General features: G+C 37.3%; 13 protein-coding genes and 1 other annotated feature. Of the genes, 1 reads left to right on the forward strand and 12 read right to left on the reverse strand.

The window, feature by feature from the left end:
* The first annotated feature begins 79 nt into the window (after window positions 1-79).
* A complete protein-coding gene (locus MKX37_RS21400; RefSeq protein WP_002015268.1) occupies window positions 80-295 on the forward strand; it encodes a YrzA family protein in 216 nt (71 codons plus the stop codon).
* A 36-nt stretch (window positions 296-331) separates the two neighbouring features.
* On the opposite strand, the gene MKX37_RS21405 is transcribed toward MKX37_RS21400, so the two are convergent.
* The 12 genes from MKX37_RS21405 to alaS all read right to left on the reverse strand — a co-directional run bounded on the left by MKX37_RS21405 (window position 332) and on the right by alaS (window position 12,461).
* Window positions 332-988 (reverse strand): YrrS family protein, encoded by a 657-nt coding sequence (locus tag MKX37_RS21405; protein WP_078422009.1) that lies wholly within the window; start codon window positions 986-988, stop codon window positions 332-334.
* 116 nt (window positions 989-1,104) lie between these two features.
* Entirely contained in the window at window positions 1,105-2,859 is a 1,755-nt protein-coding gene (locus MKX37_RS21410; protein WP_002129205.1) for a peptidoglycan D,D-transpeptidase FtsI family protein, read from the reverse strand.
* A 92-nt stretch (window positions 2,860-2,951) separates the two neighbouring features.
* On the reverse strand, window positions 2,952-3,428 hold the full coding sequence (gene greA / locus MKX37_RS21415; protein WP_078213491.1) for a transcription elongation factor GreA: 477 nt from the start codon (window positions 3,426-3,428) through the stop codon (window positions 2,952-2,954).
* Between the two features lie 276 nt (window positions 3,429-3,704).
* The gene (gene udk / locus MKX37_RS21420; protein WP_002015274.1) at window positions 3,705-4,343 is read right to left on the reverse strand and encodes a uridine kinase; all 639 of its coding nucleotides are present in this window, start codon (window positions 4,341-4,343) and stop codon (window positions 3,705-3,707) included.
* A 17-nt stretch (window positions 4,344-4,360) separates the two neighbouring features.
* Window positions 4,361-5,641, reverse strand: a complete 1,281-nt coding sequence (locus tag MKX37_RS21425; RefSeq protein WP_002015275.1) for a peptidase U32 family protein — start codon at window positions 5,639-5,641, stop codon at window positions 4,361-4,363.
* Between the two features lie 18 nt (window positions 5,642-5,659).
* Window positions 5,660-6,589, reverse strand: a complete 930-nt coding sequence (locus MKX37_RS21430; protein ID WP_002015276.1) for a peptidase U32 family protein — start codon at window positions 6,587-6,589, stop codon at window positions 5,660-5,662.
* A 7-nt stretch (window positions 6,590-6,596) separates the two neighbouring features.
* A complete protein-coding gene (locus MKX37_RS21435) occupies window positions 6,597-7,238 on the reverse strand; it encodes an O-methyltransferase (protein WP_002129210.1) in 642 nt (213 codons plus the stop codon).
* A 215-nt stretch (window positions 7,239-7,453) separates the two neighbouring features.
* Window positions 7,454-8,524, reverse strand: coding sequence for an endolytic transglycosylase MltG (mltG, locus tag MKX37_RS21440; protein ID WP_002129212.1), 1,071 nt, complete (start codon window positions 8,522-8,524; stop codon window positions 7,454-7,456).
* Between the two features lie 241 nt (window positions 8,525-8,765).
* Complete coding sequence (locus MKX37_RS21445) at window positions 8,766-9,044, reverse strand: DUF1292 domain-containing protein (protein ID WP_002034112.1); 279 nt, start codon at window positions 9,042-9,044, stop codon at window positions 8,766-8,768.
* A gap of 12 nt (window positions 9,045-9,056) precedes the next feature.
* Window positions 9,057-9,470 carry a Holliday junction resolvase RuvX gene (gene ruvX, locus MKX37_RS21450; protein ID WP_001221204.1) on the reverse strand — a complete coding sequence of 138 codons (414 nt, stop codon included), beginning with the start codon at window positions 9,468-9,470 and terminating at the stop codon, window positions 9,057-9,059.
* 3 nt (window positions 9,471-9,473) lie between these two features.
* Window positions 9,474-9,740 (reverse strand): IreB family regulatory phosphoprotein, encoded by a 267-nt coding sequence (locus MKX37_RS21455; protein WP_000348591.1) that lies wholly within the window; start codon window positions 9,738-9,740, stop codon window positions 9,474-9,476.
* 78 nt (window positions 9,741-9,818) lie between these two features.
* A complete protein-coding gene (gene alaS, locus MKX37_RS21460; protein WP_002015283.1) occupies window positions 9,819-12,461 on the reverse strand; it encodes an alanine--tRNA ligase in 2,643 nt (880 codons plus the stop codon).
* A 41-nt stretch (window positions 12,462-12,502) separates the two neighbouring features.
* Window positions 12,503-12,721 (reverse strand) — a binding site (T-box leader).
* Window positions 12,722-12,930: the final 209 nt, after the last annotated feature.

Raw genomic sequence — 12,930 nt, forward strand, 5'->3', positions numbered from 1 at the left:
GTCAATTGAAATGTACGTAGTATTTCCTTCTTTTCTTTGTTACACTATAGGTGATTATCATAGGAGAGGGGGCATCTTCGTGTCATTTACCTTTGAAATGTTAGAAGATAAAGTAGAATTTTTCGAGGCTGCAAACTTAGTTTCTCTAGAAAAAAAAATTAACGAACAAATTGATAATAATAAAGCACTTATGCTCGAAGTTCATCATATTTCTCACCAAATGATTATGGATCCTGAAAGCAAAAGACCTTATTATAGTGCGGTTGTTCATTTTAAATTAAAGAAATTACGCTAACTAAAAAAAGAGAAGCTCTTAAGAGCCTCTCTTTTTTTAGTTTAGAGTTTGAACGAGTACTGGTTTCCAGCCCTCATTGTCTACCCAATCAATATTTACATAATATTTTTTACCTGATTGTTTATCTTGTACGTTACCGTAAGCTTTATTCTTACCGTTATTTCCAATTCTATGGATAACTAATTGATTTACTGGAACGTCAATTGCAGCTGAAATCGCTTGATTCATCTCATTCCAATCTGCTGTACCTTTTTTAAACGTCATCGCAGGTGTTGCACCTTGCTCTGTACCTACTGGCTTCCAAGAAGATTTCGTATAAGCATCTGTTGCCTGTGACTGTGTTTTTTCAGCTGGTGCTTTCTCGTTAGCTTTCGCTTCTTCTTCAGCTTTTTTCTTTTCTTCCTCAGCCTTTAGCTTCTCTTCTTCTTCCTTCTTCTTAGCCTCTGTTTTCTCTTTCTCTTGCTCGTTCTTCTTCGTCTCTTCTTTACCTTTTGCTTTCTCAGCTTTATTCTCTTTTGTTGTTTGCTGAGCTACCTTTTTATCATTAGAAGACGCTTGCTCTTTTGTGTCAGGAACAAACAATTGATATGCTACAATAGCTACTGCTACTAATACAATAGCGATTGCAATATTTAAAACACCGTTTTGACGACGTTTTTGTTGTTTCTGTTGGAATCTAGATCCTCCTGCCATTCTTCAAACCTCCATGCAGTTTTTCATACTTGCTATTGTAACATTAAATCTAGAAAGGTTGAACATTTACAATAATATTTTCACGAAATGAAAACATTTCATAAATAATTGCAAGATTACTTTTCAATTTCTAATTGATGAATTGCCTCTACCATTTCTGCAAAAACTGGTGTGACTACATTTTCATTACTATCTGTTTCTATATCAACTACAACTAAAGCATATCTTGGGTTTTCATATGGAAAATAACCTGCAAACCAGCGATTCACCCTCTCTCCTTTTCCTGTTTGTGCCGTCCCAGATTTTCCAGCGACAGTTAGTGGCAACGAACGGAATGCGGTTCCCGTTCCTTTCTCCATCGTTACAACGGCTCTTAACAACTGTTGTAATTTTTTCATCGTTTCATAAGAAAGCTGTTTCCCATTTAATTTATGATTTTCAAATGTAAAAAAGTCGGTTCCATTTTTATACACTATTTTTTTCACAGCTTTCACTTCCATCTTCTCTCCACCTCTAGCAATTGTCGCCATCATATTCGCTATAGCTAGAGGTGACACACGTACATCTTTTTGTCCGACCATCGTTTGAGCAATCGCTTTTCTACTATCTTTATTTTCTTCGCTTCCCCAAATAATAGCACTCTTTTCTTCTGGCAATTGCTCAAATTCTGGTGTATGAAATACCGAACCTTTCCAACCTACCTTCTCACGTGCTCCTAAGGCCTCTAAATACGTTTCTAACACTTCCCTATCCTTTTGCATTAGTTCACCACCTAATACGGCAAACGTTCGATTACAGCTTCTAGCAAAGCTTTCCTTAAAGTTTAATGACCCCATCATAACTTGTGGAAGATTTTCACCGTATAAATCCGTATTACAGTTAAATGTACGATTAAACCGCACCAAATTCTCATCAATTCCTGCTGCTGCAACTACTGTTTTAAAAACAGACCCCGGAAAATGAGGAATTAACATTTGATTTTCAAGTGTAGCTTTATATATCCTCCTATCATTCATCTGTAAAGAAGGCCTACTTACCATTGCTACAACTTCACTATTCTTTATGTCTAGTAATACTAACCCACCTTTTTTTATTCCGTTTTCATCTATAATCTTCTCTGCTCGTCGTTGCAACGTTTTATGTATTGTTGTTTGAATAGTAACTGGATAAAATGGATTTCCTGGTGAAGTGTATTTCGCCTGCTTCCCAAAAATCGGTTCTCCTTGTCGATCCACTTGATATAGTACTTTCGCTTCTCCATCAGTCAGTAAAAATTCATCAAATGATTGTTGTAATCCAGAAATACCAATTGGCGTTTGTTTCGAAGTTTTTTTCATTTCTCCATAACGCTTTTGAAATTCCTGTTCATTCTCTCCCACATCACCAATTAAATGATCTGCCTCTCCCATTTGCTTCAGTCGAACTTCTGCTGCTACAATACCTAAAATATCTAATTCATTTACCTTCTTCATCTGCTCGAGCGTTAATTGAAATGGGGTATTCTCCCTTCGTAATATAAATGCTTGATTCTTATTTTTCATTTGCAGTCTTATCTCTTGTCTCGACACACCAATGATATGCGCAATTTTCTCTAACATGTCATTTTTTATTTGTAAAAATGGAAAAACAATTAAGACTGGATATTTCTCTTCACCAATTTCCTTACCATTTCGATCTGTAAAATGCCCTCTTCCATTATCTACTGTAAGTGATTGTGTTCGTTGCGTAACACTTTTTTCAATCAGATTGATATTTCGGTCAGTAAATGATTCCGTATCTATAATCTGTATTTGGATTAAACGACAAAGTAATAAAAAAATCACACCCATAAAACAAATTAAAACAATTATAATTCTCCGTTTCATTTTCATAAAAAACACCTCGTCTATTGTAGTTTAGACGAGGTGTTTCACCTTTTATACAAATAAAAAATCACTCGTTTTTACACGAGTGATTTTTTACGTTATTTTACAGAGATAATCTCTACTTGCATTTCTCCACCTGGTGTTTGGATTGCTACCTTCTCACCAATTTGCTTACCTAATAAGCTTTTTGCGATTGGAGAATCGTTAGAAATTCTCCCTTCAAATGGATCGGCTTCTGCGCTACCTACGATTATGTACGCTTCTTCGTCTCCACCTGGTAACTCTTTAAATATTACTGTTTTACCTAATGTTACAACTGTAGACTCTTCACCATTGTCTTCAATGATAACCGCATTACGAATCATGTTTTCAAGTTGTGTAATACGTCCTTCTACGAATGCTTGCTCATCTTTCGCTGCATCGTACTCAGAGTTCTCAGAAAGATCTCCGAAGCTACGTGCGATCTTAATACGCTCTACAACTTCTTTACGTCTTACTGTTTTTAATTGTTCAACTTCGTTCTCTAGTTTTTGCTTACCCTCTTGCGTCATAGGGTATGTTTTTTCTGTTGCCATGTTTTCCACTCCTTTTATATACCAATCCCCCGAAAAAAAGAGGAGTTCCATATGAAAACTCCTCCGCTTATATAGCGGAGGTTTCTAGCACACGTAGCACTAGTGGAGTTGTCACATACAACCCCTTATTCTCCAATTCTTCCTTATATAAAGAAGGTATGTATGGAAAGTTGATATAAATATGCCCTCACCTATTGGTAGGTGAGGTTTCATGTTTCATTGTATTCGATAAGAAGGGAAAAAATCCCTTCCTATCGTATATCTTTTACTATGCTATTACAAATTTACTTTTTGTTCAAGAATTGTTGCAATTTTTGTAACCATAATATCAATTGCAACATGGTTTTGTCCACCTTCAGGGATAATAATATCCGCGAATTTCTTAGAAGGCTCAATAAATTGATTATGCATTGGACGTACAACGTTTACGTATTGGTCGATAACTGAATCCATTGTACGACCGCGCTCTTCAATATCGCGCTGCATGCGGCGTAAAATACGAAGGTCTGCATCTGTATCAACGAACACCTTAATATCCATTAACTCACAAAGACGTGGGTCTTCTAAAATAAGAATTCCTTCTAAAATGATTACATCTTTCGGCTCAACTGGAATAATTTTTTCTGAACGCGTATGCAATGTATAGTCATATATAGGCTTTTCCACTTGCTCATATGCAAGCAACTGCTGCAAATGGTCAATTAACAAATCATTATCAAACGCTAACGGATGATCGTAATTTGTTTTTAAACGTTCTTCCATTGGTAAATGGCTTTGATCTTTGTAATAATAATCTTGCTCCAAGATTAAAATGGAATGACCTTTAAAATGGTCAAAAATCGCTTTCGTTACACTTGTTTTTCCTGATCCTGAACCACCAGCGATTCCAATTACAACAGGCTTATTCGTCCCCATTCGACTACCACTCTTTCTTATTGAAGTATGTTTTTGCGCATCATATTATTCACATACACTGGTTGATCCACTTTGAATTTCACGATTTGCAACGGATGTCTCGCTGCATCTAATTCGTTTCCATCCTCATCCCAAATTTTCTCCACCGTCTGCGTAAAGTTTTCTATTTCTGGCCCAAAGAACTCCACTTCATGTCCTGGTTTGAAGTGATTACGTTGCTCAAGCGTTACGATGCCCGTTTCTTCATTATAATCTAACACTAAACCAGCAAAATCATACGTTGTTTTCTTACTATGATTTCCAAACATTTGCTCTTGATGTCCTGGAACCCCTTCAAAGAATGCAGGAGCTGTATCACGATTTGCACATTTATCAAGTTCATCTAACCATTCTTGTTTAAACTCAAAGTTATCCGGATCCGCACAATACGCATCAATTACTTTACGATATACAGTTGCTACAGTCGCTACGTAATGGATAGATTTCATACGTCCTTCAACTTTTAAGCTATCAATTCCAATTTCAATCATTTTCGGAATTGATAAGATTAAATTTAAATCTTTTGGGCTCATCGCAAAGTGAGCATCTTCTTCTTGGAATAGAGGAAGCTCTTTTGCATCTTTATGTTGTGATACCGTTTGAACTAAATCATAATCCCAGCGGCAAGATTGACAACAACCACCACGGTTAGAGTCACGCGCTGTCATATGGTTACTTAATGTACATCTCCCTGAATACGCGATACACATTGCACCATGGACGAATGCTTCAATTTCAACATCAACTTTTTCTTTAATTTCTTTCATTTCTTCATAGCTTGCTTCACGAGCTAATACAAGACGATGTAAACCTTCTTCTTTCCAATACTGTGCTGCTTTCCAGTTGGATAGTGATTGTTGTGTACTTAAATGCACCTCAACAGAAGGCGCCACACGTTTACATGTCTCAATAATAAGCGGATCGGCAACGATAATTCCCGTTACGCCAGCTTTTTCAATCCCTTTTAAATATTCCTCTAGCCCATCCATATTTTCATTATGTGCAAAAATATTTGTTGTTACGTATATTTTTGCTCCATATTTCTTTGCAAATTCAACGCCTTCTGCCATGTCTTCCAGCGTAAAGTTACCTGCATTAGAACGAAGACCAAATTCTTGTCCACCTAAATATACAGCATCTGCCCCATAATGGATAGCTACTTTTAATTTTTCTAAGTTACCCGCAGGGATTAACAGTTCAGGTTTTTTCACAATAACGCGTTTGCCATCGATCACTCGTGAAATTTCTTGTACAGTCATTTCCTACACCCTCCTCGTTTAGTAAACCGTTTCTTTAAAGAAGAATCCTGTATCTAACGGACGATTTACCGGTTGTATTTCTTCTATCTCTTTAAATAAATCATCTTTCACGTCATAATACGCATCACGATCTTCTACACATAAATCAATCGCCTTACGATATTTCTTCGTTACCTCAATAATGTACTCAGAACTTTTTAGGACACCATCAATTTTTAAGCTATCGACTTCAGCATCGATTAGTTCCTCTAACTCATCGATGAAACAAATATCATTCGGACTCATAATGTGAGTACCATTTTCATCTTCATAAATTGGATATTTGTTATTACGTTCCGGGTCGTATAAGAACATATTCTCTTCATACTTTTTCTTTTCGATGTCGAGATTACGCCCTTGATACTCAAAGTAGTTTCCTACTAGTGAACGCTTCGATTGGAACATGCAAGTCATACCGTGAATTTGTACTTCAAGTTCCACTTCAGCATTTTCTTTTAATTCAGCAATTTCATCTAAGCTAAGCTCACGAGCTAATACAGCGCGTTTCGCTCCTCTTTGCCCCCAATAGTTACAAGTAAACCAGTTTGTTGCTGTCGTTTCTGTATTCCAGTGAAGTTGCATATTTGGTGCAACTTCACGAACAGCCATTAATACCGCTGGATCTCCGAAAACAATCGCATCTACATTTACCTCATTTAAAAAGGCAACATAGTCCGTTAATTCTTCTACTTTATCATTGTGGAACATCGCATTCATTGCAACGTATACTTTCACACCATTTTCATGCGCAATGTTTACAGCTTGTTTCACATCTTCACGTGAAAACTCTCCTGCCAAACGTAAACCAAACTTTTGTTCACCAACCATTACTGCATCTGCCCCTGCTTTCGCAAGAGGTTCAATATCCGCCACTGCTCTAGGCGTTACTAACAATTCAGGTTTCTTCATACTTTTGTCACCCTCTCTTTTTACTTACAGCCACTCCATCGCCAATTGGGAAAATCGTTGTATCATATCCTTCATGATTCATAAGCCATTCATTGTACGTCTTAATACGACGAATCAAACCACGGGTACGTCTATTTTCAATTTTCTCTTTTGTCGTCACAAGACCATGGTACATAACGTTATCTGAAATAATAACGCCACCAGGATTTAATAACGGTTCGTATAAGTCAAAAAAGCGACGATACTGCCCTTTCGCTGCATCAATAAAAATAACATCAAATGTTCCATGTTCTTTCACTTGTTCGCCCGTTTCTAAAGCATCACCGTAAATAACAGAAATACGGTCTGTTACCGAGGAACATTCTATATATTCAAGTGCCTTTTCATATCGTTCACGATTGCGCTCTACTGTCACAATGCGAGAGTTCGGAATAGCTTGCATCATACGAATACTAGAATAACCGATTGCTGTTCCAAGTTCTAAAATACTTTCCGGTCCAATTAAACGTAAAAATTGCAGCATAAATTCCATTCCAAGTCGATCCATAATCGGCACATGGTTTTCAGTTGCATACTCTTCCATTTCAAGAATTAATTTATCTTTTGGATCAATAAATGATAATAGGTACTCGTTAACTGTATCCTCCATAATTGGTCCTCCTTATTTACATGGAGAAGTGCCTCTATGACGCGTCAACCTTTGTCTTTTCACACATAGAATGCAATAAAAATACAAGCCAGTTTCACCCTTAGCTTGTACGTCCCGTTTTGATATTAAAAACGATTCTTCTGCCAGTTTTTAACCCGATATATTTTACCACAAAAAAGAGGGATATGCGACCCTTTTCGCTATCCCTCCCCATTTCACTGTTTTTTCGTAATGTATTTTTGCTTTAATGCATTATGTTCTTCTAATGTTTTCGCATAATACACTTCACCACTTGGTGCAGCTAAGAAATAATAATAATCTGTTTGCGCAGGATCTAACGCTGCTTCCACTGAATGTTTACCAGAGTTTGCAATCGGTCCAACCGGCAACCCTTTCACAACATACGTATTGTACGGTGAGTTTACTTTCAAGTCTTCGTATAATACACGTTGTTTATGCTTTCCAAGCGCGTATAATACCGTCGGATCCGTTTGAAGCGGCATACCTTTCGCTAAACGATTATAGAAAACACTAGAGATTTTTTGGCGATCAGTAAAGCCAGTAGCCTCTTCTTCAATAAGTGAAGACAACGTGAGAAGTTGATGAACATCCCAGTTCTTCGCTTTCATTTTCGCCTCATTTTGAACAATAATTGCATTTGTTTTCTCAAGCATCGGGATTACAATTTCTTCTAATTTTGTATCCTTTTTATAGAAAGAATACGTTGCTGGATATAAGTATCCTTCTAGTGGATATTTAATGTTACTATCAAAAATTTTATCCGTTAATAGCTTCGGATACTTTTGCTGCATTTTTTGGATAAATGCTTTATCGTTTAATTGACGCACAACCTCATCTTTATTCCACTTTAATTCTGCCGCAATCACTTCAGCAATTTCAGTTACTTGCGCCCCTTCTTTAATCGTCACTTTATAAAGAGCCGGACGATGTACGTTGCCAGATGACATTTGTTCAATGACATCGTTGGCGCTCATCGAAGGATTTAATAAATATGTACCTGCTTGTAAGCTTTTCGACTTAAATTTCGTATAAAAACTAAAAACTGTACTGCTTTTCACAGCACCTTTTTCTTCTAAAATCTCACCGATTTTACTTGTAGATGACCCCTTTGGAATCTCTACCTCAATCTCTTTTTTATTTCCACTATCAACTGGCCCTAATGCAGATGAAATATACGCATAGACTGATCCACAAACTAAAAGCAGTGCGATAATCGAAATTAAAAAAATGCGTCTACGCTTCTTCTTCACTTGATTTTCTACCAAAATTCTTCCTCCTTATTCAATTGTAGACCGTATACACTTCCTCTATACAATGCCCTACAAACATAAAGCAAAACCAATCATTTCTAAATAATCGGTGACAGCTACTTATTTAAAGCCTTTTTTCATACAACCCGTCTTATTATACTATAAACAATTAAGTAGTTTCGACAAAAAATCTGTCATTTTGCATATGAATACAAAAAAGGCGAACTGTGTACACAGTTCGCCTTTTTATCCATTACTATTCTTCTTCTTGCTCATCAGCAAGAGTGTTAAACATTTCTTGTACCATTTCCCACTCTTCTTCAGATTCAATTGAAAGTAATGTTCCACCCTCTTCTTCACTTTGCTCATATGCCATTGCATCGAAGATTTGGTCTCCATCTTCGTCTACTTCACCGATTGGAGAGAAGACTACGTAAGATTTTTTGCCGAATTTTTCAGCATCAAAAGTGAAAATAATTTCACATAAATGTTCGTTTCCTTTTTCGTCTACAATTGTAATTTGATTTTCTTCCATTTTGGTCACCTCTTATTTACTATCTAAAAATCCTTGTAAGATCACGACTGCAGCCATCTTATCGATTACCTGTTTTCGCTTCTTACGGCTCACATCAGCTGAAATGAGCAGACGTTCCGCTGCCATCGTCGACAAACGCTCGTCCCACATTACAACTTCTAATTGTAACAGATTTCGCAGGTTTTCTGCAAATTGTTGGCACGCTTCACCACGAGGGCCGATTGTACCATTCATATTTTTAGGTAAACCTACTACTATTTTGTCCACATTGTACTGTTTTACCAACTCAGAAATACGGTCAAAACCAAAGTGGCCTCGTTCTTCGTTAATCCTGATTGTTTCCAGCCCTTGTGCTGTCCAGCCCATTTCATCGCTCATTGCAACACCGACTGTTTTAGTACCAACATCTAAACCTAATATCCGCATAAACTACTCCTCACGATGATGTTTCAAGTAAGACTTCACAAGCTCTTCAATTATCTCATCACGTTCAAGCTTGCGAACGATGCTTCGTGCATCTTTATGGCGAGGTATGTATGCTGGATCTCCACTTAATAAATAACCGACGATTTGGTTAATCGGATTATAACCTTTTTCTTGAAGTGCATCATACACAGTTAAAAGTACATCATTTACATGGACACTCTGTTTTTCATCTTGAATGCTAAACTTCATTGTCTTATCAAAACCGTCCATTTCAAGCACCTCACTTGTAAGTAGTAAGTATAGGGAGAAGAACTTCTCCTCTCCCTACCATTGTACACTACTATCTCTTTATTTTGAAACAGATTTAACGTACTCTTGTACAAACGCTAAAGCTTCCTCTACTTGCGCTGGGTTTTTACCGCCTGCTTGTGCCATATCAGGACGGCCACCACCGCCGCCTCCACAACGAGAAGCTACTTCTTTCACAAGTTTACCCGCATGGTAACCTTGACTAATTAAATCTTTCGTTACGCCAGCTAAAATGTTTACCTTATCGTCATTTACAGACGCTAATACAACAACTGCAGACTCTAATTTATTTTTAAGGTCATCCATCATTGTACGTAAGTTGTTCATATCTGCAACATTTACTTTCGCCGCTAATACGTTCACGCCATCAACTGTCATTACTGAATCAGTTAAGTTTCCAGCTTCGATATTGCTTAATTTCGCAGCAAGAGATTCGTTTTCTTTTTGAAGTTGTTTTACTTCAGTAAATAAACCATCAACTCTTGTTAAAATATCTTTTGGATTTGTTTTCATTTTTCCTGCTGCTTCTTTTAATAAACCTACTTGATCGTTCATTAATTCGTATGCAGACTTACCAGTTACCGCCTCAATACGACGAGTTCCTGCACCGATACCAGACTCAGCAACGATTTTGAAAATACCGATAGAAGCTGTGTTATCAACGTGACAACCACCGCAAAGCTCTAAGCTGTAATCGCCTACTTGCACAACGCGTACAACATCACCGTATTTTTCACCGAATAATGCCATTGCGCCCATTTCTTTCGCTTCTTCGATTGCTTTTTGAGAAATCGCAACATCAATACTTTCCCAAATTTTTTCGTTTACGATACGCTCAATTTTTTCTAATTCATCAGCTTGTACTTGACCGAAGTGAGAGAAGTCAAAACGTAAACGTTCAGATGTTACAAGAGAACCAGCTTGGTTAACATGCGTTCCAAGTATATCTTTTAATGCTTGGTGCAGTAAGTGAGTTGCTGTATGGTTTTTCACAACGCTACTACGGTTTTTCGTATCGATAAGAGCTTTTACAGCCGCTTCTTTCGTTAATGTACCTTCTTCCACAACTACTTTGTGTAAGTTTTGACCATTTGGTGCTTTTTGTACGTCTTTTACAACAACTTTCACGCCGTCAGCAAGAAGGTAACCACGGTCTGCAATTTGCCCACCGCTCTCAGCGTAGAATGGCGTTACATCAAGCATTAATTGTCCTTCTTCACCTGCTTGTAAGCTATCTGTATACTCACCATTTTTCACAAGGGCAACAACGTTACTTTCTGTTGCAACTGTACCGTAACCAACGAATTCGCTCGCTACTTTAACTTCACCAAGTACACCGCCTTGAACTTGCATAGAATCAACGTCTTGACGAGCAGCACGCGCACGCTCACGTTGTTTCTCCATTTCATTTTCAAAGCCCGCTTGATCAACTGTCATACCAGCTTCTTCTGCATATTCTTCTGTTAATTCAATTGGGAAACCGTACGTGTCGTATAGGCGGAACGCATCTACGCCAGAAATAACAGTTGTTTTTTCTTCTTTCGCTTTTGCAATTACTTCAGCTAAAATTGATTCACCATCATGAAGTGTTTCATGGAAACGCTCTTCTTCATTCTTCACAACTTTTGCGATGAAATCTTTCTTTTCAAGTACTTCTGGATAGAAGTCTTTCATTACTTCTCCAACAACCGGTACTAATTCAAACATGAACGGACGGTTGATGTTTAATTTCTTAGAATAACGAACAGCACGGCGTAATAAACGACGTAATACATAACCACGGCCTTCGTTAGATGGAAGAGCACCGTCACCAACAGCGAATGTTACTGTACGGATATGGTCAGCAATTACTTTAAATGCCATATCTTTTTCTAAATCGCCATTACGATATTTCTCACCAGAAATTGATTCTGTTGCACCAATCATCGGCATGAATAGGTCTGTATCAAAGTTCGTAGGTACATCTTGAACGATAGATGTCATACGCTCTAGCCCCATTCCTGTATCGATGTTTTTCTTAGGAAGTGGCGTATATGAACCGTCTGGATTATGGTTAAATTGAGAGAATACAAGGTTCCATACTTCTAAGTAACGCTCGTTTTCTCCGCCCGGATATAATTCTGGGTCACTAAAGTCATTACCGTAAGATTCACCGCGGTCATAGAAAATTTCTGTATTCGGTCCACTTGGTCCTTCACCGATATCCCAGAAGTTTTCTTCTAAACGGATGATGCGTTCTTTTGGAACACCCATTTTCTCATTCCAAATTGTGAATGCTTCTTCATCTTCCGGATGAATTGTAACAGATAGTAATTCTTTATCGAATCCGATCCATTTGTCGCTCGTTAGAAATTCCCAAGCCCAAGTAATTGCTTCTTCTTTGAAGTAATCACCGATTGAGAAGTTCCCTAACATTTCAAAGAATGTATGGTGACGAGCCGTTTTCCCAACGTTTTCAATATCGTTTGTACGAATTGATTTTTGTGCATTTGTAATACGTGGATTTTGTGGGATTACACGACCATCAAAATATTTCTTTAATGTCGCTACACCACTATTAATCCATAACAGAGATGGATCTTCATGAGGAACTAGTGATGCACTTGGTTCTACTGCATGTCCTTTTTCTTGGAAAAAGTCTAAAAACATTTGACGAATTTGTGCGCCTGTTAGTTGTTTCATTGTATTTTCCTCCTTAAATATAAAAAACTCCCGCCCCTAATAAAAGGGACGAGAGTTAACTCGCGATACCACCCTAATTATGAATTGATTATTATAACAATCAATTCATCACCTCATGGTGCCGTAACGTGGCAAGACGGCAGTGATTAGCTGCTCTCAGGATTAGCTTTCTGTTACCCTTCATTTAAAGCTCCTTTCAGCCAGTGGAAGCTTCTCTCTACAAATGGACTGTAACGTACTTGTTCCGTCATTGATTTAATGTATTATATGACTAAATATAATAGAATTCTCTTAAGTTTGTCAATGTAGATAATCATTTATATTGTATCAATTGCTTATTAATCATAGTTATTCTACTATTCATTCTTAACAGCCTTTAAATATATTATGCATTTATTACTAAATAGGAATCTCCTCTCAAAAAATACTTTATGCAAATTTCTAAATATTACATTATTTGTTATAATTA

The organism is Bacillus sp. FSL R5-0709, assembly GCF_038004785.1.
Lineage (GTDB): Bacteria > Bacillota > Bacilli > Bacillales > Bacillaceae_G > Bacillus_A > Bacillus_A mycoides.

Bases quoted from the DNA above. Each gene is read 5' to 3' on its own strand.
- MKX37_RS21405 (WP_078422009.1), bottom strand. From the start codon at position 988: ATGGCAGGAGGATCTAGATTCCAACAGAAACAACAAAAACGTCGTCAA.
- MKX37_RS21410 (WP_002129205.1), bottom strand. From the start codon at position 2,859: ATGAAAATGAAACGGAGAATTATAATTGTTTTAATTTGTTTTATGGGT.
- greA (WP_078213491.1), bottom strand. From the start codon at position 3,428: ATGGCAACAGAAAAAACATACCCTATGACGCAAGAGGGTAAGCAAAAA.
- udk (WP_002015274.1), bottom strand. From the start codon at position 4,343: ATGGGGACGAATAAGCCTGTTGTAATTGGAATCGCTGGTGGTTCAGGA.
- MKX37_RS21425 (WP_002015275.1), bottom strand. From the start codon at position 5,641: ATGACTGTACAAGAAATTTCACGAGTGATCGATGGCAAACGCGTTATT.
- MKX37_RS21430 (WP_002015276.1), bottom strand. From the start codon at position 6,589: ATGAAGAAACCTGAATTGTTAGTAACGCCTAGAGCAGTGGCGGATATT.
- MKX37_RS21435 (WP_002129210.1), bottom strand. From the start codon at position 7,238: ATGGAGGATACAGTTAACGAGTACCTATTATCATTTATTGATCCAAAA.
- MKX37_RS21445 (WP_002034112.1), bottom strand. From the start codon at position 9,044: ATGGAAGAAAATCAAATTACAATTGTAGACGAAAAAGGAAACGAACAT.
- ruvX (WP_001221204.1), bottom strand. From the start codon at position 9,470: ATGCGGATATTAGGTTTAGATGTTGGTACTAAAACAGTCGGTGTTGCA.
- MKX37_RS21455 (WP_000348591.1), bottom strand. From the start codon at position 9,740: ATGGACGGTTTTGATAAGACAATGAAGTTTAGCATTCAAGATGAAAAA.
- alaS (WP_002015283.1), bottom strand. From the start codon at position 12,461: ATGAAACAACTAACAGGCGCACAAATTCGTCAAATGTTTTTAGACTTT.